Source organism: Mycoplasma sp. 2045 (assembly GCF_024582715.1).
GTDB lineage: Bacteria > Bacillota_I > Bacilli_A > Mycoplasmatales > Metamycoplasmataceae > Mycoplasmopsis.
This window is the reverse complement of record NZ_CP102083.1, coordinates 593,026-617,789: the sequence shown is the minus strand read 5'-3', so window position 1 is coordinate 617,789 and position 24,764 is coordinate 593,026. Positions and strand designations below refer to the sequence as shown.

18 protein-coding genes, 1 tRNA gene and 1 riboswitch are annotated in these 24,764 nt (G+C 28.2%); of the genes, 18 read left to right on the top strand and 1 reads right to left on the bottom strand.

The window, feature by feature from the left end; translation table 4 throughout:
* Window positions 1-262: 262 nt before the first annotated feature.
* A riboswitch (Lysine riboswitch) is annotated at window positions 263-430 on the top strand.
* Window positions 431-527: 97 nt separating this feature from the next.
* The 10 genes from pepF (at window position 528) to NPA13_RS02465 (ending at window position 15,320) form a co-directional block, all read left to right on the top strand.
* Complete coding sequence (gene pepF / locus NPA13_RS02515) at window positions 528-2,378, top strand: oligoendopeptidase F (protein WP_257088906.1); 1,851 nt, start codon at window positions 528-530, stop codon at window positions 2,376-2,378.
* 10 nt (window positions 2,379-2,388) lie between these two features.
* Window positions 2,389-6,258, top strand: coding sequence for an OppA family ABC transporter substrate-binding lipoprotein (locus NPA13_RS02510; RefSeq protein ID WP_257088904.1), 3,870 nt, complete (start codon window positions 2,389-2,391; stop codon window positions 6,256-6,258).
* Between the two features lie 14 nt (window positions 6,259-6,272).
* Window positions 6,273-7,433 (top strand): ABC transporter permease, encoded by a 1,161-nt coding sequence (locus NPA13_RS02505; RefSeq protein ID WP_257088902.1) that lies wholly within the window; start codon window positions 6,273-6,275, stop codon window positions 7,431-7,433.
* A gap of 12 nt (window positions 7,434-7,445) precedes the next feature.
* A complete protein-coding gene (locus NPA13_RS02500; RefSeq protein ID WP_257088900.1) occupies window positions 7,446-8,795 on the top strand; it encodes an ABC transporter permease in 1,350 nt (449 codons plus the stop codon).
* Between the two features lie 11 nt (window positions 8,796-8,806).
* Complete coding sequence (locus NPA13_RS02495; RefSeq protein ID WP_257088899.1) at window positions 8,807-9,859, top strand: ABC transporter ATP-binding protein; 1,053 nt, start codon at window positions 8,807-8,809, stop codon at window positions 9,857-9,859.
* Window positions 9,852-12,230, top strand: a complete 2,379-nt coding sequence (locus NPA13_RS03085) for an ATP-binding cassette domain-containing protein (RefSeq protein ID WP_306428735.1) — start codon at window positions 9,852-9,854, stop codon at window positions 12,228-12,230. Before NPA13_RS02495 ends, NPA13_RS03085 begins: the two co-directional genes overlap by 8 nt.
* Window positions 12,230-12,709, top strand: a complete 480-nt coding sequence (locus tag NPA13_RS02480; protein ID WP_257088898.1) for a DUF3899 domain-containing protein — start codon at window positions 12,230-12,232, stop codon at window positions 12,707-12,709. Before NPA13_RS03085 ends, NPA13_RS02480 begins: the two co-directional genes overlap by 1 nt.
* 272 nt (window positions 12,710-12,981) lie before the next feature.
* Window positions 12,982-13,065: transfer RNA gene (locus tag NPA13_RS02475), tRNA-Leu, on the top strand.
* A gap of 121 nt (window positions 13,066-13,186) precedes the next feature.
* Complete coding sequence (gene holA / locus NPA13_RS02470) at window positions 13,187-14,140, top strand: DNA polymerase III subunit delta (RefSeq protein WP_257088897.1); 954 nt, start codon at window positions 13,187-13,189, stop codon at window positions 14,138-14,140.
* Complete coding sequence (locus tag NPA13_RS02465) at window positions 14,091-15,320, top strand: hypothetical protein (protein WP_257088896.1); 1,230 nt, start codon at window positions 14,091-14,093, stop codon at window positions 15,318-15,320. Before holA ends, NPA13_RS02465 begins: the two co-directional genes overlap by 50 nt.
* Before the next feature lies 1 nt (window position 15,321).
* Here NPA13_RS02465 and NPA13_RS02460 read toward each other — a convergent pair whose 3' ends face one another.
* Complete coding sequence (locus NPA13_RS02460; RefSeq protein ID WP_257088895.1) at window positions 15,322-16,257, bottom strand: nucleotidyltransferase; 936 nt, start codon at window positions 16,255-16,257, stop codon at window positions 15,322-15,324.
* A gap of 123 nt (window positions 16,258-16,380) precedes the next feature.
* Here NPA13_RS02460 and NPA13_RS02455 point away from each other — a divergent pair, with 123 nt between their 5' ends.
* From NPA13_RS02455 to NPA13_RS02420, 8 genes are all read left to right on the top strand, one after another.
* Window positions 16,381-16,860, top strand: coding sequence for a hypothetical protein (locus NPA13_RS02455; RefSeq protein WP_257088894.1), 480 nt, complete (start codon window positions 16,381-16,383; stop codon window positions 16,858-16,860).
* A 140-nt stretch (window positions 16,861-17,000) separates the two neighbouring features.
* Window positions 17,001-17,201, top strand: coding sequence for a 50S ribosomal protein L32 (gene rpmF, locus NPA13_RS02450; RefSeq protein WP_257088893.1), 201 nt, complete (start codon window positions 17,001-17,003; stop codon window positions 17,199-17,201).
* A gap of 90 nt (window positions 17,202-17,291) precedes the next feature.
* Window positions 17,292-17,894, top strand: coding sequence for a Holliday junction branch migration protein RuvA (gene ruvA, locus NPA13_RS02445; protein ID WP_257088892.1), 603 nt, complete (start codon window positions 17,292-17,294; stop codon window positions 17,892-17,894).
* Window positions 17,866-18,822, top strand: a complete 957-nt coding sequence (ruvB, locus tag NPA13_RS02440; RefSeq protein ID WP_257088891.1) for a Holliday junction branch migration DNA helicase RuvB — start codon at window positions 17,866-17,868, stop codon at window positions 18,820-18,822. The genes ruvA and ruvB overlap by 29 nt, the downstream gene beginning before the upstream one ends.
* A gap of 65 nt (window positions 18,823-18,887) precedes the next feature.
* A complete protein-coding gene (gene secDF / locus NPA13_RS02435; RefSeq protein WP_257088889.1) occupies window positions 18,888-21,485 on the top strand; it encodes a protein translocase subunit SecDF in 2,598 nt (865 codons plus the stop codon).
* Between the two features lie 121 nt (window positions 21,486-21,606).
* Window positions 21,607-22,872, top strand: a complete 1,266-nt coding sequence (obgE, locus tag NPA13_RS02430) for a GTPase ObgE (protein ID WP_257088887.1) — start codon at window positions 21,607-21,609, stop codon at window positions 22,870-22,872.
* A 68-nt stretch (window positions 22,873-22,940) separates the two neighbouring features.
* A complete protein-coding gene (gene tpiA / locus NPA13_RS02425; protein WP_257088885.1) occupies window positions 22,941-23,678 on the top strand; it encodes a triose-phosphate isomerase in 738 nt (245 codons plus the stop codon).
* 2 nt (window positions 23,679-23,680) lie between these two features.
* On the top strand, window positions 23,681-24,706 hold the full coding sequence (locus tag NPA13_RS02420) for a hypothetical protein (RefSeq protein ID WP_257088883.1): 1,026 nt from the start codon (window positions 23,681-23,683) through the stop codon (window positions 24,704-24,706).
* Window positions 24,707-24,764 lie beyond the last annotated feature (58 nt).

Sequence of the window (24,764 nt, the reverse complement as noted above, 5' to 3'; positions counted from 1 at the left end):
AACACAAAGTACGGTTTTGTCCATATTTTGTGTCCCAGTTTAGTAATGCTATTTTTTATTCATGCCCTACTCACATATATAAAAATATTTTAATTTTTAAAAATAAATCAATATTATGGTTTATAATAAAAAAATGAAAATGCAGAAAAACAGAATTATTAATATCACCAATATTCGTTGATTTCATATTAACGTTTAATTTGGTGTATTCTGTTAACAAAAACATAACAGATTACATTAAAAATGAAATCTGTTATGTAATAAATACTATAGAGGAGCTTTTAATAAAAGTAAATATTCTAGCAGGCATGCAAATATGAATATTGAAAGGATATAAAAGCCGAAATATAGAGGTTGGCAAACTTCTATATTGGTAGAAAAGCATAAAAGATTTCTACTCTTTGGTTTAACCATTGGTGCTATAGATTTACATCCTTTTAATAACATTAATTTATTTTAAATTTTGTATTAAAGTTTTGTAGATTTATAGTTCTACAAAACTTTTTATTTTATTATTTGGAGTTATTATGAAAGCAAAACAATACAAAAAATATGAAGATGTACCTAAAAAATATCGTTGAGATTTAGAAGACATTTTACAAGGTAAAAAATTAGATGACTGAATCGATGAGTATGTAACACTATACAAAGAAAGAATTAAAAATAAAGATTCAAAATACGACTCAATTGAAGCTTATTTAGAAGATTTAAAAGTTAGTGAACAATTAACACTTATTAGTAACAAGGTTTCTAATTATTTAAGTAACAAGCAAAATGTTAATTTAATTGATCCTGAAATTATCAAAAAATCACAAGATGTTGAATTTTTAGATAATCAACTTGAAACTGAATTTGGTTCTGAAATTAATAGATTTTATGCAAACTTAGACAAAATGAAAGTTTGAAAAGATGATCCAAGATTAGCAGATTACAGAATGCAAATTGAAGAAACAATTGAACAACATAAACATAAATTAAGTGATGATGTTGAAGAATACATTTTGCAAACATCATATGGAGAACCTGATCCACACAACATTTTCTCAATTATTACTAATTCAGAATTAGATTATGGATATGTTGATTTATCAGACAAAAAGAAAATTAAATTAAATAAAACAAATAGAAATCAATTACTTAAATCAGATAAAAAAGAAGTTAGAAAGCAAGCTTTTGAAAAGTTCTGAGATGCTTACTACAAACACAAAGATTCATTAGCAGAAACTTTATTCCAACACTTTAAGAGCTTAACCGTAGCTGCAAAAGTTAGAAAATACCCATCAGCAGTTATGATGTTAACTAATTCAGATAAAGTTACTGATGAAATCTTACAAACATTATTTGATCAAGTTGCTTCAAACATTAAAGTATTAGCTAAATATTCAGAAGCATACAAAAAATTCTATAAAGCTAAATATAAGTCAAAAATGGAAAAATGAGATACATTAAGAGAGCTTGTAAATGTTAAAACCTCATACACAGTTGAAGAAGCGGTTGATTTAGTTAATGAAGCTGTAAAACCGTTTGGCGAAGAATACGCAAACGAAGCTAACAAAGCATTAACAGAAAATTGAGTTGATTTTATGAGCGTCCAAAATAAACGTTCAGGAGCTTACAGTATCGGTGGAACTTATGGAATTGATAAGAAGTACATTTTAATGAACTTTGATGGTCAATTAGATTCAGTAGAAACTTTAGCTCACGAATTAGGTCACTCAATGCATTCATATTTTGCAACTAAATATCAACCATTACCACTTAGCTCATATCCAATTTTCTTGGCTGAAATTGCATCAATTTTCAATGAGTCAATGTTATATGACTACTTACTTAAAACATCTAAAAACGACCTATTTAAATTTGAAATCTTATCAAAAATTATTCAAGGGTTTATTGGTACAGTAGTAAGGCAAGTTGAATGAGCTTCATACGAATACAACTTGTACAAAGGTATAGAAGAAGGAAATGTTGCAGGAAGCTATGAAGCAATTTCAAAACTTTACCACGAAAATTCACTTAAATTCAAATACAAATCTAAGAAGGGTAAAAAAGCTAAATATGTAGCTAAAGAAAACTTGGGCTCAATTTATGTACCTCACTATTACTATGGTTTTTATGTATATAAATATGCAGTTGGACAATTAACAGCAAATTACTTCTTTGCTCAATATAAAGAAAAAGGTAAAAAAGCATTAGATAACTACATTGACAATTTCTTAAAAGCCGGTGGAAGTGATTATCCACTTGAAATTCTTAAAAAAGTTGGAGTTGATTTACTTGATAAAAACTTTTATAAGCAAAGTTTTGATTACTTATCAGATTTAGTAAATCAATGAATTAAATTAGGAAACAAAATTTTCAAATTAGATAAAAAATAAGGAGGTATCCGTGAAAAAATACAAAAAATTATTATTAGGTGCTATATCCGGTTTGTCCATAATATCACCATTAGTAATTGCTTCGTGTTCGAATACAGGTGATAAACCAGAAAAACCACCTTTGAGCAGTGCAGAGAGAGCAAATTATCAAAGATTATCTGTCCAAGAAACAAATCTTGCTAATGAAGCTTGAGCAAAATATCAAGAGTATTATGCCAAAAAAGAAGCTCTTTATGAACAATTACACGATACTGAAACTGAATATAGAACTGCTAAAAATGAAAATACAAATTCATTTAGAAAATTGATTTCATTACAATCAGAAAAAAACTTTTATAGCTTGGTGTCTAGCTCAAATGATTTAGCTGCGTTAATTTTAGCAGTTGATAATTTACCTAAAAACAATGATGTTAACTTAGAAGTTTTAGATATATTAGGGAGCTACTCAAATAAATCTTATAAAGTTGTTTTAGAAGAAGGTTCAACACCTAAATCAGAACAATATAACGCAACACTTTCTAATATTGAAAAATTAAAGCAAGAGTTAGAAAATCAAAATATTAATCTTGATATTAATAAAAAATCTTTTGCAGAAAAAACTGCTGAATATAAGAAGTTAGAAGGTAAAAATTCAGAAGAGGCACAAAAATTCAAATCAGCAATTAATCAGCTAGAACAAAATATTCAAGATTTAAACGAGCAAATTGCAGATATTAAATCTAAACAAGAAATTGCGAAACGTACATTAGATAAATTAACACAGTTAATTAATGAAGATGTCTTACTGGGTTCAAGTTTCGCAGAACAAAGAAAACAAAAGCTAAACGAATTAACAGAACAAGTAAAATCTGCAGAAGTTGAATACAACAAAACCAATGAAAAATTCAATGCTGCCGATAATGCCTACAGAGCAAAACTTATCGAAATCGAAAATCAATTCAATTCTCAATATGCAGAACAAATGAAAGTTGAATTAGAAAAGTTCAATCTTCATAATAAATTAGCTAGAAATTATCAAGCTCAATTAATTGAAGATGATTTAGCTTCATATGGCCAAGATTATGTTGATAAAAACGCTGGTCAAAATAACTTTTTAAGTAGTGAACAAGTTAAAAACATTCTTTATCCTAATATTGCATTCAATAAATCTAAAGTTAGTGATAGATTCGCTCAAAAACAAATTTATCAAGAAGTATATAACTCAGTTTATTCATCAAGCACATATCCGTGAGATGCAAGTGCTGGATATGGTTCTCCAGTTGACCCATTACTTTGAACAACTTATTCATCTCTTATTTCTTTAGAAAGTTCAGGTAAGGCAAAATTTATTAACAATGAAAAATCAGCACTTTCTGAAGATGGAATTACAAACAAGAAAACAGAACTTATCTTACAACCTACATTACAAAGATTTAAATTAGATTTAGCTGACGCAATCATTCTATATGTTCAAAAAGAAGAAAACGGAACTAAATTAGTTGACTCAAATGGTAAGCCAATTTTAGAAGCTATTGTTTTTGATCAAGATGACGCCGGATTAGTTCCTGGACCAACTGAACACGATGATGTGCTTAATGTAGATTACTACACAACAAGTATTGTTAAAAGAACTTCGTCTAATCCACGTTCTATTAACTCAGCTAACTTCTTCGAAAAAGTTGGATTAGCTCACAGAATGGAATTTAGAATTAGAAACGGTGTATTTTGAGTTGATTCAAACGGTAATAAAACACAATATCCTGTTGTTGCAGATGACTTTTATATTTCAATTCTAAGAACAAAAATGAATGACACACTATTTAGAAGACAAAATGGTGGAAGCAAAACTGCAGATGATGATATTAGATCGATGTTATCTGAACCAAATAAACTTTTTGATGATAGACAACAATATACAAACTCTTATTTATTTGATTTATTTAATGTAAGCTTAGACAAAATATTAGATCGTTCAAATTCAGTTGTTAACAAAGATGGACACTCATATTTTGGACTTGAACGTCTTAATGAAAATGCAGCTGCATCATTTGTAAATATTTTAGATATGATAACTAAATCATATGAATTTGCTGCAGCACCATCTGAATTTATTAAAGATAAAAACAGAAGAAATGATCAGGACATAACTCCACAAACTAAAGAAGATCAAAGTAATGAAGTCAAAATTAACAAAATTAGACAGTCAGTTCAATCGATTGATGGACTCGCAAAAGATTCAGGTATCTACTGATATGGATTTTCACAGGATAAAACTTTATTTGCTGGAAAATACTATGGTTCTAAATTTAATTCAGACACATTAACTCAATCAACATTTAAAAATATGCATTATTGAGATTCAGAGTTTGTTAATAACCCAACAACAATTAATCAGTTCTCTTCAAGATTTCAAAACTATTTAGTTGATGCTGCGATTTTTGATGATTCATCATATAACCAATATTTATTTGGTCAAAAAGCATCATATCCATTTACAGCCTTAACTCAAAAAAGAAGAGATGCAGTATTGCAAGATCCAAATGACTATGGACTTAACTCAGTTAAGTTATCAAATAAAGGTTCATTAACAAAACACTTTATTTGATCACTTTTACCAAAAGAAGGTTCATCAACAACTTACTTTAATGATGCTTATTCATACGTAATGTGAAATATGTCAACTGCCGAAGCAATTTCTCAATCTTCTAAAAATGCAATTAAATCAGTATCTGTAGGTACAGGGGCTGAATTTAAAACAATTTTATCAGCTGCAATTGACTGAAACACAATCGGTATGATGCAAAGAAAACCACAACCTGCAGTTGGGTGAGTAAGTTACCTTGCGCCTGATAATGATATTAATTCAAACGCTTTAGATAACTCAACTACAAACAGTTTAAGAAGCAATAGTGATATTGTTAATGCATTTTTTGTAGTTGATTCACAAACAGGACAAAGAGTTGATTTCGGCGCAATTGGAAACTTAATTAATCCGAGCGATACTCAAAACATTAATACAACAGCTGATGATTCAGTTAAGAGTGTTGTTTATGAGCAACTTAAAGCAAGAATGAAAGACTTACTCGATAGAGTTTATGCTCAAAACCCTACTCTCCTAGGTAAAACAGTAGATATTAGTATCTTTTATAGATTCTTCAACTATCCAACTTTAGCCGTTAATGCACTTGATTTACTTATTAAAGCTTGAAATGGTTTAGATCCTAGATTAAACATTAAATTAATCAAACCAATAGATAAAGACGAGTGAAGAGGATTCTGAACTACAACGCCATCTCCGGTAGACTTAATAGGATGAGGATACGACTACAACGGAATTGGTTCAGGTATCACAGGAGTCGCACAAAGAGCTCATATAACTACTGCAATGCTTGCAATTTTAGCTGACCCTGAATATGCACAAAAAATGCAAGCTTTATACCCTCAACTTTATAAAGCAGCACAAAGACTTGGTGAATTTATCAAAATTGATGGAAATAAATTATCAATTACACCAGAGCAAGTTACATTCAATTTAACAAACAGTCAAGTTCAACATCTTTCAAACATTATGGGTATGTACAAATGAGATGGTGAAAAATTAATCAGAATGGATGAATCAGACAACTTAAGTTCATATACATCTTGAGATAACTTAAATGCAAACTTCTGATTAGATTACACACAAAATCCAGATCCAGTTACTGGTGAAATGGTTTCAAAATTAGATTTAGTTCATTTAGCACAAGAAATTGGAAACTTTGTTGGAGCAGTACCGAGTGCATTCTCATATATGAGTACATCAATACTTGCTAAAACACTCAAAAACCCTAACTATTTAGTTCCTGAATTTGAAACAGAAATTCCATATTGAGTAGATATTAGAACAGTTAATGGAAAATAATTGAAAGGAGAAAAATGATTAAATACTTATTTAAACGTATAGGTTTTGCTATCGTTACTTTGTTTATCATTATAATGGTAGTTTACCTTATGGTTGCTCAGTTTTCAGATAACCCATTTGCTAAAAAAGCACTTGAGCAAGCTGGTGAAAATAATTCTTCAGCAGTTAATGCAGGTGAGATGAAAAGGTTATTTGAAAACTCAGTTAAGTACCATTTAATACCTGATAATTTGATTTATGAGAATGTTAAAACAGAATGATTTAATATGAAACTAAATCCAGTTATCAGATTTGGTTACTGAGTTGGAGATTTATTTAGCAACCCATCAAACCCATTTGGATATCCATTCAATAATTCACTTTTAGAAAATGCAGATGTTAAAACAATTCCTGAATATTTCTTTAAGTACCTTAAATACTCTATTATTATCACATTACCTGCTTTCTTAATTTCTTCTCTTATCGGAATTACTTTAGGAATAGTTTCAGGATACAAACGTGGAACAGTTGCTGATGCATCAATTAACTTCTTTGCTCTTATCTTTATAGCGCTTCCATCGTTTGTTATCGCGCCTATTATTATTTCAATCTTGTTCTCAATGAACTTTCCACCAAATTTCATTAACTTTAATAACCCTGCTGAAGTTGAAGCCTATGGTGTAGGCAAAATGATATTAAGTTGACTTCCACCAATCTTAGTTATCGTGCTTGGTTCACTATCAGGTTACATTACTTACACAAGAAACCAAGTTATTACAGTTCTTACATCAAACTACATTTTAATTGCTAAATCTAAAGGTTTAAGCAAAAGAGAAATTTTCTTTAAATATGTTTTAAGAAATATTTCAATCCCACTTGCTGCGATTTTAATTCCATCTTACATTCCTCTTTTAAGTGGTGGAATTGTTATTGAAACTTACTGAGGAGTACCTGGTACATCACAAGTTATTACACAAGCATTCCCTAATGGTGAAATTAACATCATTATGTTCTCAACAGTGTTCTTCACATCACTTAGTTTATTTACAACAATACTTGTAGATATATCATTTGCTTTCTTAGATCCTAGAATTAAATACTCTGCATCTAACCCATATAGTGTTACAAGATTTATAAGAAACTACTTCTTAAGAAATAAACAATTTAAAGAAAATGAAAAAATAAAACAATCATAGAGAGGAGCAAATATGAACGCAAGAGAATTTGAAAAGAAATATAAATTATCTTTAGATAGCATTCGTCCAGCCATTTCACAATTTGCCCCTAAAGATGATAGTACGCTTAATTCAATCGCTGGTAAGCCTAAAAAACTTTTAGTTGAAATAATTAAACGTTTCTTTACAAACTGAGTTGCAGTTGCTGCATTATTTGTATTTATAACTATCTTAGTAATTTCAATTTTTGTAACTGAAACTGCAAAGTATTCAGCTACAAAACCACTTTATAATTCAGTTGGAATTTGAACAATTGACCCACAAACAATGCAAGTTGGTAAATACATTGATTCATCAACAAGTAACATCATAGGGCTACCACCAATGAGCAGTCCTTGATATCCTGCTCAAGGTCACATCGATAACTATGAGACATTAATTAATACTTGAGCAAGTAGTGATTATTATGGTGGAGTTTTATGAAGAGACTTTATTTACTTTGGTGAAAATAATCCTGCTAATGCAATTAAAATTGTTGATATCTCAGATTCAACAAACAAAGTTTTAGTTAATGCTTACGTATTTAACAAAGTTCAAAATATCGGTATTGCTTTAGAAAAATCACAAATTGACCCATCAGTTTCAGCTGAAAAAGCTAGAGAATACATTCATGCTATCTTAAATCACAATCCACAATTTTCATTATCTACTTACTTAGGAACAAACCAAGCTGGAGTCGATATATGAACACAGTCTTGAGTTGGAACTTGAGAAGCAATTAAATTAGCTTTAATAGTTGCTACAATTCAAACAATTATCGGGGTTGCAATTGGTGCTTATTTAGGTTTCCATGTTGGAACTTGAATTGATACAACAATAATGAGACTTATTGATATTTTTATGGCACCACCAACAATGATTTGATTATTAATCTTTGCTGCTACATTCGGTACATCAAACTTAACTTTAGGAATAGCACTTGTATTTATTGGTTGAGTTAGATCGGTTGGAAGTACAAGAATGTTCATAATTACTGTTAAAGATCAAGAATACATTACAGCTTCACAATCAATCGGTGCATCAAAAGCTAGATTAATTTACAAACACGCATTACCTGCAATCATTGGAAAAATTTCAACAAGCTTCGTTGCATCTATTCCATCAATTATTATGCAAATTTCATCACTTGCATTCTTAGGATTCTTCAAATCAGATAGTGCTAACTTAGGAACGATTTTGTCTAACGCAGCATCACAAGCAGGAGATAACGCGTTTATCTTAATCTTGCCTGCATCAATCTTATTATTAATTTCAGTTTCACTTCACTTTGTTGCATTAGGAGTTCACGATGCTCTTGATCCAAAAGTTATTAAAACAAGATAGGAGGTAAATTTATGGAAAACAAAGATTTATTATTAGATGTTAAAAACCTTAAAGTCTCATTTAAATTAAGAAGAAATAAATTTATCACTATCGTACGTGGTGTTGACTTAAAAATCAAAAAAGGTGAAATCATAGGTATTGTAGGTGAATCTGGTTCAGGAAAATCAGTTACATCTAAATCGTTACTTAACATAAATGAGAATTCATTTATTACAGCTGATAAAATGGAAATTGATGGAATTAACTTACTCAGTAGCGAAAAAGATAAATTCTGAGAGACAATTAGAGGACATAAAATCGGTTATATTCCTCAAGACCCACTTACATCACTTAACCCAACTAGAAAAATTGGTAAACAATTGTTAGATGCGCTTAACAAAAATGCTGAATGAAAAAAATCAACATACTTAGAAAAAAGAGAATACTTAATTTCACTACTTAAGCGTTTTGGGATTCGTCAAGCTGAAGCTGTTTTTGATATGTACCCACACACACTTAGTGGTGGTATGAAGCAACGTGTTGTTATTACAATGGTTGTTGCACTTAAACCAAGTTTAATTATTGCTGATGAACCTACAACAGCACTTGACCCTACAGTTCAAGCTTCCGTGTTATCATTATTTGAAAATATTAGACAAGAATTCAATATTACAATTATCTTAATCTCACACAACATTTCAGTTGTTGCAAAATTCTGTGACTACATTTATGTAATGTACGCAGGAAAAATAGTTGAGAAAGGAACAAAAAAGGATGTTTTCACAGAACCAAAACACCCTTACACGTGAGCTTTAATTTCAGCTATTCCTGAAAATAGAGAAGATAGATTATATTCAATCAGTGGAACACCACCTGATATGAATAACTTACCTTTAGGAGATGCATTCGCACCAAGAAACCAATATGCATTAGAAATTGATTTTCTTAAAGAACCTCCTTTATTCGAAGTTTCACCAACACATTGAGCAGCTACTTGATTATTGCATCCAGATGCTCCAAAAGTTGAATTATCAAAAGAATTACAAGCCAGATTAGAAAGTTTTAAGAAGGTGTTTAATGAGTAAAAAAACAATATTAGAAATTATTAATCTTAAAAAATACTTTGTTAACAAAAACAATGTTAACAAAGCTGTTGATGATGTTTCTTTTGATTTAAAAGAAGGTGAAATAGTAGGTCTCATAGGTGAATCAGGTTCAGGTAAGACAACAATCGGACGTTCATTATTACGTTTATATAATGACTACAACGGTTTTGTTAGATTAGATGGAAAAATCATTTCAGGAAAAAGAATTTCTAAAAAACGTAAGAAATTTATGCACAAAAACATCCAAATGATTTTCCAAGACCCAATGGCATCGCTTAATGGACAAAATACAATTTTCAGTATTTTAAAAGAACCATTAATTGTTAATGGAATAATTAAAAATAAAATTAAAAACATTAAAAAAGATTGAAAAGATGTCACAAATAACTTCAGATACACGTTTTTAGAACAAGAATTATTGTTAAGACTCGAAAACTTAAAAATAATTAACAAACTTCACATCCCATTAATTAAAAAATGAGAAAAGTTATCTGAAAACATTCAATTTGATATTGAAAACAATATTGATGATCAATTTAATTCATATTTTGCATATTTAGAAGAGAGAACAAAAATTAACTCTCAAGTTATTAACAACCTTTATAAAAATAATGAGAAGTTAATTCAATTATTTGAGCAAAAACAATCTGACTTTAGACATAGAAAAATCGACTTAGATGAAATTGATCTTGAGGAAGCTAAACTTAAATATAAAAAAGTTAAACAACTTGCAAGTTTTAGCCCAGAGTACTTTGAATTAAAAGTTTTATACAATGACCAAAAAGTCTACTACAAAGAGCAAAAAGTGAATTTCAAGGATACTGTGTCAATTTCGAAAACATCAATTAAAAACTTTTTAGCAGAAGTTAAAAACGAATACACAATGCACAAAAATGATGCAAGAAGTACAACATTTTTAGACTTATATTTTCACGAATACAAACTTTATTTAATTAACTATAGCTTATATAGACAGTTAAAACAAAATTATCGTTTGCTTAAATTTTTATCATTTGAAGATTTAGTTGAGCTCTCAGATGAGTTTAGAGCTTACTCACAGGACTTTTATACAAAATTAAATGTTGATACAAGATTTAAATCATCAATCAAAGAACTTCAAAACATAGTTTCAAAAGAATACAATTTTGATCTTTCAAAATTCATTCAAAGATCACAGCATTTAGGTTCTAAGTTATGTCAAAACTATAAAGAAGCTAAAAAAACGAAAAATAAAACATTCTTTAGAATGATTGTAGAATTCTTTAAAGATCCTCAAGATGTAAGTGATCAAATCAAAGTTGCAAAAGAAGAACTGAAACAAAAACAAGAAGTGTTTAATTGCGAACTTGCAAAATACTTACAAGAATACTCAAATAGAATTTATGACATTAGAGCAGAAATTGATGAAGCATTAAAATTCCAACAAGAGTTAAGAAGTAAAGATAATGTGATTTTCGAAAACTTCAAGAAAAATCACGCTAACTTTATCAAGTTTTACAAAGAAAACTTAATTGAACCACTACTTAAAGAACCTAAAGCATCTAGAAATAATGCTTTAATTAAACAAAGACAAATTGATTTAAATATCTATAAAACAAATGTTTCAGATAGATTAAATGGAATTGAATCATTCAAAATTGAAACAAAATATTTAAATGCAAACTTAAGTGATATTAGATTGCTTATGGGAATTTCAAATTTAGATATGTGACTTCAAAATAGATGTTTTGCTAATTTTGTTAAATTCTTAATTGCTCCATATCGTTTCTTAAGAATAGGTAACTTATATGTAAGAAATATAATTTACAAGTCTCTAGAAGATGTTGGGTTGCTAAAACAATTTGCTTACCGTTATCCACACGAGTTTAGTGGTGGTCAAAGACAAAGAATAGTTATAGCAAGAGCTTTAATTACAGAACCTAAAGTAATTGTTGCTGATGAACCGATTGCTTCACTTGATATTTCTATCCAAGCTCAAGTTGTGAATCTTTTAAAAGATTTATGTAAACAAAAAAATATTGCTATGATTTTTATAGCACACGATTTATCAATGATTGAATATGTCGCTGACAGAGTTCAGATTATGCATTTAGGTAAAATTGTTGAATCAGGACAAACTGAAGAAATCTATGCAAAACCAATTCACCCTTACACACTTAATTTATTCAAAGCAATACCTAAAATTTCAAATGCTAATGAAAAATTCCAAGATGTTAAGTTTGAATTATCATATTTAGATGAACAACAATTCCCTAATATTCCAACAATTCATACAGTTGAGAAAAATAAACATTATATTTATGCAACTGATGAACAAGCTAAAAAATGAAAAGAAGGTAAATACAATTAATGAAAAAGTTAATATATAGAAGTTTAAATAAATTAAAATTTGAATTTGCAACACTTAGATTTTATTTAATATCACTAGCTTTTCTAGTTATATACTTTGTGATAGTTGGTGCATATTTAGGAAAAAATAATGCATTATTATCTGAGAAAAAATATCATTACAACATACTCATAAACGGTTTTTCAATTCCGGCTTATGTTACTTGTTTAGTGGCTTTATTATGTATTATTTTCAAATTTGGTTTTTTAGAAAAAAGTATTGAAAAATTCAAGATGTCTTGAACTAATCTACAAGATGCTAAAGAACAAAGAAGGCTCAAGTCTATGTCTAATGAAGAAAAGAGAGCTTATCTTCATACAAAGGAAAAAACTAAAAAAAGACAAATAGACAAACCTACACCATCTAAGTTTCCGTTTGTATTTAACTTTTCAATTTATTTACTTTTATCAATTATCTTCACAATTATTATTTATGCCTAATAATCCTTACACATAGCTTTAAAACTATGTGTATTTTTATACCCTTTCACCAAATGAATATTTTCAAAAACTCAAATCTCTGATATTAAATGTGCATACTTATTATAAGTAGGTAAAATGTTAATTATATTTTTCATTGATTTTTACAAAAGAGTAAAAAGATGAGAAATTCTTATTATTTATCACTTTCTGGTTTAATAGTAAATTTAACAAACTGATTATTCAGTTTGTTTTATTTTTAGATGGTTAAAAATTGATATAATAAATAATATGCCTTAGTGGTGAAATGGTAGACACCGTGGACTCAAAATCCACTGGAGAAATCCGTGCAGGTTCGAATCCTGTCTAAGGCACCATCTTACTGCACTTTGTGCTATTTTTTTATACCTTTTTAGTACTCATACAGTAATAAAGAGCTAATAGAATATTTGAATATCTTTGTATAATAATTTTAATATTTGAATTTAAAGGAATGATATGAAGTTATATTATGGAACTGATTTAGAATACATTAAGTCAATAATTAAATCTGAGGAAAAAGCTGTTCTTGAAAGAGATATTTTTATTTTTGACAACAACTCATATTTAAGCTCGTTTGATACGTTAAATGAGATTTTGTTAAGCAATGGTTTATTTTCTTCTAGCAAACTAATCATCCTCGAGAATATTAGTTTTAGCAAAGCTACAAAATCTAAAGATAATTCTAAAAATGAGTATTTATTAAATTTATTAAAGTCAGTTGATTCAAATATTAGTGTTTATTTAATTTACAAAACAGAAATAATAAATAAAAGAGTTATAAGCGACGATGCATTAAAACTATGCGAAAAACCTAAAAAAATAGCCGCATTATTGCCTACACAGCTTGCAGACTATGTTATAAGTGAATTTGCAAAAAATAATATTGCTATAGATAAAACAACTTCATTGGTATTTTTACAAAAATTACCTAATGACTGAAAAATTATTAATAATGAAATTAATAAGTTGTGCTTATTAAACAAAACTATTACAGAAGATATAATTGAGCAAACTATTGCACCTTACCCATCAGATGATCCTTTTCAATTTTCTAATGCTATTTCAAGAGATGATTTTCAAGCTATGTATAAGATCTTTGAACAAAAGAAAAACGAAAATACACCTGTTATATTATTGTTTGCAAACTTTGTTTCAACGTTTACATTAGTAAATAGAATTTACTGATATCAAAGTTTAGGACTTAATATCTCTGAAATTTCACAAGCTTTAAATATGAATGAAAAAAGAGTTTTTGTTCACGTGATGATTTTAAAAAGATTTGGTTTTGATAGAGTGCAAAAAATAATTGAACAATTAGCTAAAACAGATAAATTATTAAAAACTTCAGGAGTCGATTCATATGATATTTTCGAAATGTTTATGATACAAAATTTCGCCAAAAATAAATAAAACATTTATTTACTTGGATTCTCAAATTGTTAAATCAAAAAATGTTGAAGTTATCCAAAATTACTATGATCAAGTGCTAAAAGTGATTACTTCAAACATTGATGAAAAATTTGTTATTGTTCTACCTGATTTATATTCTCTATATAACTTTGATTTATTATCATCAAAAACAAATACAGAGCAAATTTTCTTACAGAAAATAGATAAGTTGAAAAGTTTTGTTTCTAATTTAAAGAAATTAAATGTTGAAATTCAAGGAATTATTAAGTTTGATAATATAACTTCGTTTGCAGAATTATTAAGTAGACATAATGGTTTTGATGTTCAAAAAATTTTGAATAACGAAACATCATCAGATGAGACAAAGTATGTTGACTTATTGAACACACAAATGATGGATTTAGAATCTCTTGCAAATTCAGATAATCAGTTACATAAAGATTTTGAAAAAATTTACAAGTGACTTCAAATTGAATATGAAATTTCTAGTGTTGTCATTTCAGGTTTATTTGATTTTCTTAATGATAAGCAAAATAATATTCATAAACCTCATATTCAATTAATCAAAAAAGCAATTGATAATTTAGCTGTAACCGTAACTCAGATTACTTTATATGAAAAGTGCTACGACAAAGCTTTAAAAGTATGTAAACTATTCAACAATTATGATGTATTTACTAAGTTGGATACACATAAAGTAAGGAACATTGGAGACTATGATAAAGTTGTTTTTGCTAAAAACAATTTAAACTTCATATTCGATCCTAATTCATTCATCAATAAGTTTAATGATGTTTTAATTTACAAAACAGAATTATTATCAAACATTTTAAATTTATTGTTAATATCACCTAAATTATTTGGATATCAAATTCCATTTAAGCCATTCAATAACAATGAAAATAATTTAAATTCAGTTATTAATTGAGAAGATAGATTTTTTGATTTATTCAACACTTCAATTTTCAAAAGATACAAGATTCTAAAATACAATCCAAAATTTAAAAAGATTTCTGTCTCTACATTTAAGACTAAAAAGTTAATTTGAAAAAAAATTATGTGCAACAATGTAACACATAATGTAATTATCAATAAAACAAATGGTTATATAAGAATTAAGTTCTTATTTAAAAAAATTAATAAGAAGAAATTAGAACCTTGAGGGTTTTATATTTATTAATTTAATCTTTTTTAATATTCAATAATATACTAAGGTATGCTCTTTTTATTCTGCTTGCTGTGTATCTTTTCGATACACATGCATCAATAAATGAGTAATAATCATCATTTAAATTAACTTGTTTTTTAAATAAATTTTCCATACCCTCGTCAATCATTTTAATTGAAGCTAATTGTTGAGGTGTTTTTTTATTTACTATTTTCTTAAACTTTTTATAAGTACTTGCAATATCATTTTTTGACTTATAAACTAGTCACATAGGCGTGAATGTAGAAACATCTTCATTGTTTTTAATCATACTTCTAATTTTTGAAGCACTTGCAAAATTAGACATAGTTTCATCTGAATGAAATGGAATTGTTCTTTGGATTGAAATTGCTTTAATATCTAAATTTGAATTAACAATTTCTTTAACATACTCTATTCCTAAAATATCATTAGGTAAAGTTATGCTTACTCCTATTAAATCGGATAAAGCTTGGGAAGCTGCTCTAGGAAATCCTGTTCCTTTTTGCTTTAAATAGAACTTAATTTTCTTATTGTATTCATCAATATTATCTTTTATAGTTGTTGCGATTTTATAAAACAAATCAATATCATTTGTTTCAGAACCAAAAACTAAGTATTTTATTTTATGTTTAGCAAGCTGTTTTACAGCATTTGATGCAAAAATATGAGCTGCTTGAATTGATTTTTTATCATCAAGCTTAATAACTTTATTAACACCATATTTTTTTGCTATTTTAGCTCTTTGTCTGAATGATGCAATAGGGAATTCTCCACGTTGAGTGTATTTGTTTGTCATTCCAACAACAATATAAGCATTAGGAATGTTTTCTTTAATTCATTTTATTTGATAAATATGGCCATTGTGAAATGGGTTGTATTCGGCCACAATTCCAACAATGTTCTTTTTTCTTGCAATAAAACTTTTCATGAATAAAATTATTATAATATAAATATATGAGTTTTTAGAATGCTAATAAATATAACTACTTATATATGATTTAAAAAAATACTTGGTTACTAAATATGTTTAGTAACCTGAAAGGAACATATTATGTTAAGTATTATTAAAGAACTCAAGCCGAAATTAGCTAAATTCAACATAGCAATTTTAGTTATTTCTATATTTGTGCTTATTTCAGGTTTTTCATACTTTGTATTTTTAATGGCACTTACAAATTGCAAAAAATCAACTACTTCATCAAATGCTGTAATTTCACTTTTAGATTTGGGTGCACTTATGTCCCAATGATGATTAGTAACATTGATGCTTATATTTGGAATTCTTAATGTAATTTGCATAGTATTTATGTTTGATATTAGAAAATCTATTTTTGCATTAATTGCAAATGGAAAATTAGATTCAAAATATGCATCACTATTTAGAAAACATATGATTTTACAAATTATAGGTTTATTATGTGCAGGAATTCTTCCAATCGTTACATCAGTGCTATTGAAAAAAGAATTAATCACACTTGATCAAGTGGTTCAAAAATTAGATTCTCCAACAGAAGTTTCACTTATCAAATAATTAAAAGTAGCGTTTGCTACTTATTTTTTTTACATTGGAAAATATAACTAAAAAATCTAAAAATGGACTATTATTTTTTACCTTTTATACTATAATATAAAAGCTTTTAGACTAGTCAAAATATTAAAAAGGAGGTAACAATGGCCATTGTTCCAAAACGTAAAACGTCAAAACAACGTAAACACAAAAGAAACAGTCATTCAGCATTAGAATTACCTAACCTTGTAAATTGCAAGCAATGTTCAAACAAAATTGAACAACATGTTGTATGTAAATTCTGTGGATTTTATAAAGGTAAAAAAGTACAAGGGTACAAAGCTTTATTAGATCGTAACAACTAATAATTTAATTAAATTTATAAACTAGAACAGGTAACTGTTCTTTTTTTGTTCATTTTTGAGAGTTTTTACTAAATAAGTGGAGGACAAAAAATGAAATTATATTCAATCGGAGAAATAGTTTATAAAAACAAATCAAACATTATTTTAGAATCAAAAGGAGATGGATACATAGTAACTGTTGCTGACGACAAAAGATGAGAAGTTGGACAAAAGACAAAACTATATTTATTTGAATACAGAACAGATTATATGACACACACTTATGGGTTCAAAGAATTTAAAGAAAGGTTATTATTTATCGACCTTATTGGTATAGAAAAAGTAGGGGCTAAAATTGCAATGAGCATTCTTGAAAAAGGATGAGAATATGTAGCTCGCTTAATAGTTGATCACAAAGCTGAAGAATTAGCGTCAATTCCATTTGTTACTGAAAGAATGGCTAACTTAATTTGTTTTGAATTAGGAAACAAATGAGCAAAAATATTAACAAATGGAGATGCTAAAAAAGCTGAAAAACTACAACTGAAAGACGAGTTATATAAATCATTATTAGTTTTAGGATTTACTAAAGGTCAAATTGAAAGTGCAGTTAAAAATGTTAAATTAAATCAATCGCTCGAAGATATGGTAGAAGAAAGCATTAAATTTATAGCGACTCAAAAAGATGAAGACAATAGATTTAAGACCGCGTAGTTTTGAAAAATTCATTGGTCAAGATAAATTAAAACAAACACTTTTAGCAATGATACAGAGTTCTAAAGTTCAAAATAAACCTTTAGATCACATTTTATTTTATGGAATGCCTGGTATGGGCAAAACAACTTTAGCAACTATCATAGCTAACCAAAAAGGAAGCAAAATTCACTTTGTACAAGGCACAAACATTGAAAAGAAAGCTGATTTAATTAGTGTTTTATCAGTTGTAAATGAAAATGATATTGTGTTTATTGATGAAATTCACAGCATTAACAAAAATGTTGTTGAATTTCTTTATGGTGCAATGGAAGATTTTGTTTTTGACTTAATCATAGGTGTAGATGGAAATTCTAGGCCGATCAGAATGAAATTAAAACCATTCACATTAATTGGAGCAACTACAAAATTCAATGAAATTTCACAACCTCTTAAAGATAGGTTTGGTTACATTGGAAGATTAGTTAATTACACATTAAAAGATATTTGCAAAATCTTAAAAATCACTTGTTCAAAGTTAAACTTAAATTTAGATGACGAACTAATTAAGTACATTGCTTCCTATTCAAGAAATACGCCTAGGTTAGCAAATCACTTAATTTATAGAGTTTTAGACTTTGCACTTTCTTCAGAAAAAGGTGAAATTACAAAGCAAATTATTAAGAAAACTTTTAAATATCTTGACCTATATGAATATGGTTTAACAAAGGATCATATTGAATATCTTCAAATTTTAAAAGATGGATTTGAAGAAAAATCAGTTTCATTAGACACTATTGTCGGTTTAACCTTACATAACAAATACGATATAGTCAATGAAATAGAACCAATCTTATTGCTCTTAAAATTAGTGCAAAAAACTTCTAGAGGAAGAAAAATAACATCTTTAGGAATAGATTATTTACTAAGACAAAACTTGTCAATTTAGTTTTAATTTCTTTTTATCTTATAGATAAAAAATAAACCATATTTTTGGTAGAATTAATACTAATTATGAAATTAAGAAGCAGAATATCAAAATTTTTTAAGTTAAGCAATTGAAAGAGAATTGTGATAAGCACTATCACAATTATTTCAACAATCTTAGCCATTGTTTTTGGTAGTTTATTTTACATTGGTAAAAATGTAAATAAATCTATTGAGTATGGTGGAGGAATTGAAGTTTTAGTCCAAGTTCAAAAAGATAAAAAGAACGCAGACAATCAACTTACAAATCTTGTTAACACATCGTTATATAACAGACTTAATAGTACCGGTTTAAATGGAATTACAGTTAGTTCTGAAGGTGATGGAAAAATAAGAATCACTAAATCAGGTCAATTAACCGATTCAGAGAGAATTCTTTTCCAAAATGAAATTGTTGATAAACCATTATTAACAATTACTGATGGACAGTTAAGACCATTATTCTATGAAGGTTCATTTAAAGTTGGTGAGCCTATTGGAGTGGATGGTTCTACTACAGATATACCTGCTTCAAAATGAATTCCACCATTTTTACAAGATTCTGCAACATCACAAGCAAATACATCAAATGGTAAGAACTCAGTTAGTCTAAAACTTAGACCAGATAGCCAAGTTGAATGAACAAAAGCAACTGAATATGTTTCAAGTCAACAAGACAAACGTGTTTTAATGTGATTAAATATTGAAAAATTATTATCAATTGCACAAAATGAGTTCCCTGAAGATTGAGATCAATCAGGACATAATTTATGAAACTTTATTCACGTTACAAACCAAGCTTACTCAATTGATAATTCAACCGGTTACCCTAGAAGAGTTGAAAATGCTTTAAAAGAGTTTGAATTTAATGCAACTGCTTATATGATTTCAAACGCTTCAGTTAATGAGCCATTAAATGGTGAAAGCGTACAAATATCAGGTAATTTCACAGCTCAAGAAGCACAACACTTAGCTAACCAAATTAACTTTGGTTTAAGTGATTATGAGTTAGAAGTATTATCAAATGTTTATGTGCAACCTGATTTAAATAATTCATCATTTAACTATGCAATGATTGCTGGAATTGTTATCTTCAGTTTAATTTCAATATTTATGTTAGTTAACTATGGATTACTTGGTGCATTATCAACAATCTCAATTGCTCTTTATATTTTCTTAACATTACTAATCTTCACAGTATTAAGAGGAGAATATTCACCGGCTACATTAGCTGCCTTGATTATTGGAATTGGTATTAGTGTTGATGCAAACGTTATTACTTTTGAAAGACTAAAACAGCAAGTTTACACAGGAGACTCGCTGAAGAAGTCATTCAGGAATGCTAATAAGCTAAGTATGTCATCAATTATCGATGCAAACGTTACAACTTTAATTGTTGGATTTATCCTATTCTACTTTGGTACAAAAGATGTGAAAGGATTCAGTATTACACTTGTATTATCTGTTTTATGTACATTGTTAATTATGTTAGTCTTTTCAAGATTTTTAGCGTCAATGTTAGTTGGAACAGGTATGTTCAATGACAAACTTTATATGTTAGGTATCAGAAAAAGATACATTAACCATAAAACTAAGCTTGGTGCAATGATTGAAAACTTTGATTACTTGAAACAATCAAAATGATTTGCACTTGGTTCTGTGATATTTGTTCTTATTGGATTGATTGTGTTCATTTCACTTTCAGCATCTGAAAACAATATTTGAGGAGGATTTAATAAATCACTTGAATTTGCCGGAGGAACAAATATAACTGTTCAACCATCAATTGGTTCTGCTATTACATTAGAAGATGCTGAATCTATTAAAAAAGTAATTGCAGATAATGCTGCAAAATACAATATTGAAAATGTTGACCAAATAGTTTCATTCTCAAAAGCGAGTGCTTCAGGAAATGAATATGTTGTAATGATTAAAGCAAGTCAATCATTATCGGCAGATGTTGTTGAAAAAATTAGAGCTGATATTTTAAGTAATAATGCAAACGTTGAAATTATTAGTTACACAATTTCAACAAGTGAAGCTAACAAATTAGTATTAAATGCAGTTTTAGCTACTGTAATTAGCTTTGTTGGAATTATTGTTTACTTATTATTCAGAATGTCATGAACTTACTCAATTGCAGCAATTATTGGTTTAGTTCACGACTTCTTAATGGTTATTGCTTTCATTGTAATTACAAGATTACAAGTTTCAACAATCATAGTTGCAGCTATGTTATCAATTTTAGGTTTAAGTATCAATGATACTGTTGTTACATTTGATAAGATACGTGAAACAATTAAAACTAAATTCAATGGAAAAATTCTTAAAAAAGATGATATCAAGTCAATTGTTAACCACTCAATTGTACAAACATTCAAGAGAAGTTTATATACATCAGGAACAACAATTCTAGCTATTTTAGTTCTATTATGCTTTAACAATGCTACAAATATGTCATTTAACATTGTTATGTTATTTGGAATTTCAATCGGAGTTTACTCATCAATCTTCATTTGTTCTTGAGTATGAGCAATGTTAGAAGGACACAAACAAAGAAAAATTCAAAAGAGAATTGATACAGGTTACTGAAATGTTAACCATCCAGATGAGCAAACATTCGCTGGAGTAAATGATTATCTTTAAAATTTCAAACTCACAAACGTGAGTTTGTTTTTTAACAAAAACAAATGCATTTGCATAACTTAATTATATTTTTAGAATATAATTACATTAATTTAAATTAATTGCCATAAAGGAGGGAAATATGGCTAAATTTATAGATGAAGTTTATGTATCAATTCAAGCTGGACGTGGTGGAAATGGTATGGTTTCATTCCGTAGAGAAGCACACGTTGATAAAGGTGGTCCAGACGGTGGAGATGGAGGAAGAGGAGGAAATGTTTACTTTGTAGGTGACTTAGGTAAAAATACTCTTTTAACTTTCTACCAAAACAAACGTATTGTTGCAAAAGATGGAGTTAAAGGTGGTCCTAAAAACCTTTATGGAGCCAATGCAGAAGACACATACGTTAAGGTGCCTGTTGGGACATTGGTTTATGATGGTAAACGTTTAGTTGCTGATATTATTGAACCACACAAGCCGTATTTAATAGCTTCTGGTGGTAAAGGTGGTAGAGGTAACACTAAATTCAAAACAGCTAAAAATACAGCTCCAAGAATTTCTGAAAATGGATTACCTGGAGAAAAATTTGAAGCACACATTGTGTTAAAAATTCTTTCAGATGTTGGTGTAGTAGGTAAGCCATCAGCAGGAAAATCAACATTCTTAAATGCTGTTTCAAATGCAAAAGCTAAAGTTGCTGAATACGAATTTACAACTCTTGTGCCACAATTAGGAATGGTTAAATATTTTGACGATTCATTTACAGTTGCTGACTTACCTGGGTTAATTAAAGGCGCTGCATTAGGTAAAGGTTTAGGAATTCAATTCTTAAAACACATTGAACGTTGTAGAGTTATAGCTCACATTATTGACTTTGGTTCAGAAGAAAAAAATCCTGTTGAAGATTATGAAGTTATTAACAATGAACTTAAGTCATACAATTTAAAACTAGAGCAAAAGCCACAATTAGTAATTGCTAACAAAGAAGATTTACCAGCTTTCAAAGCACACTTAAAAGAATTCAAAGCTAAATATCCGGATGTTGAAGTTGTTTCAATTTCTGCAATCAAACGTGAAAACTTAGAAGAAGTTAAAGCTAAATTATGAGACTTAATTATCAATAACAAAGCTCAACCAATTGAAGAAAAAGAAGAAGAGGAAAAAGTTATTGAGTATGAACCTGATTTTGTTGTTACAAATCCATATCACGGATACTACGAAGTTTCAGGTAAAAAAGTTGAAGAATTATACAACCGTATTCCAATTAATACATTTGACAACCTTGTTAGATTTAACAATATCTTAAAGAAAATGGGTGTTTGAGAAGAGTTAATTAGAAAAGGTGTTAAATATGGTGACACTGTTTCTATTTACGGTTTCCAATTTGAATGAACAGATGAAGAGTAATCAATAATTTAATTATTGATTTCTTTTTATTTTCTTTAAATAAAATAAAATAAATAAAAGAGGTAAATATGAAAGATTTTTTAATAATCGGAAACTGAAAAATGAATAAAACTTACACTCAAACATTGAGTTATTTAGATGATTTAGTTTTATCGTTCAAAGAATTAAACATTCCTAAAAGCATTAAAGTTGGAATTGCAGCGCCTTATCCAAGTTTACCTGCATTCACAAGTGCTATAAGTAAATTTGTACTACCAGTTGCTCAAAATATGTCTATTCATCAATTCGGTGCATTCACAGGTGAAGTTAGTGCTCTTATGCTAAATGATTTAAACGTTAGATACGTTATTTTAGGACACAACGAAAGAAGATTACATCACTTTGAAACTAATGAAAGAGTTAATGTTAAGGCCAAAATTGCTATTGAACACGGGATTACACCTTTAATTTGTGTTGGTGAAAGTTTAGAAGATTATCAAAACAATAAAACTAAAGAAATTATTAAGCAACAAGTTTTAGAAACAACTAAAGGTCTTGATTTAGATAAATTCATCATTGCTTATGAGCCGATTTGAGCTACAGGAACAGGTCATTCAGCTACTCCTGAATTTGCAAATGAAATTTGTGGCTTCATTTCGCAATTGCTAGATAACAAAGTTATTGTTCAATATGGAGGAAGTGTTACAAGTCAAAATATTGAACAATTATGTGCACAACCAAATATCAATGGATTTTTAGTTGGTAAGGCATCATTGCAATTAGATAACTTTATCGAAGTAATTAAGCACGCTTTAAAAACTAGGTAAAAATGAATAAGAAAATAGAAATATACATTGACTTCGAAGCAATAGATAGAAGACACGCCCTTATTTATGATGAATTAAAGACATCGAAGTTTCATTCAATTCCGTTTGCATATACAATTGGGAAATATCCAAATAATGATAAAAACCAAGAAATACAAATAAAAACAAATGTTATTAACTTTAGAAATTATGACAAAAAAGAATACTTCAAAAAATTCAGAATTAAATTGTTAGCTGATATAGCTAAATTAAATGGAATGAAGGTTAAAGATTTAACTGTTAATAATATTAATGAGAAGTTTGTGTTTTATGGCTGGAATCCCGTTTTAGAAAATACAATCATAAAAACGGTTTTAGGCAACCAAACAATTTGTCATAATGCAAATATTTTTAAGGATAAATTTACATCTAAACAAGAAATTTCATTAAAGTGAATGTCTAAAGGTTACGAAGATAAAATCTACTTTAAAAATACAATAGAAATTCTTAAGAAAAAATCAATTCGCAAGATTACTGACGAGTCAGATCCTGGCTTAATTGCCTCTTTAGTTGGTTTCGCTCTCTTTGAAGCGCAATATAAGAAAAAGAATATGAATTTTCTTAATAATGCAGAAATTACAACAATATTAAATGAATTAAGAATTTATAATTCAGATGATATTCAGCGAATTGATTTTATTTACAAAAATCCAAAAACTCTTAATCATAGGATAAAAGCTAAAAATGTGATAACAACTGAATTAAAAACAGTTGATAAAAAAAGAATGCAGACATTCAATAAAATTAATTTATTTAGACAAATTGATAACATTGTAATACTAGATAAAATTTCTAAATCAATTGCAAATGACGACTTATTAGAAATTCTTAAGAAAAACTTAAGATGACTTGAGAAAGCAATTGAATTAGTTAATGAAGCAGAATTTAATGGAGAAAACATTAAAAAATATTTAGAACGTCTATCAGATGATTATGAAAATCTTTCTAAAAAAACACAGAATCTAAGAGATAAAATTAAAAACATTTAAGCCATACACACAGTGCTAAAAGTCTAAAAATCAATCACTTTAAAATCATTATCAAAAA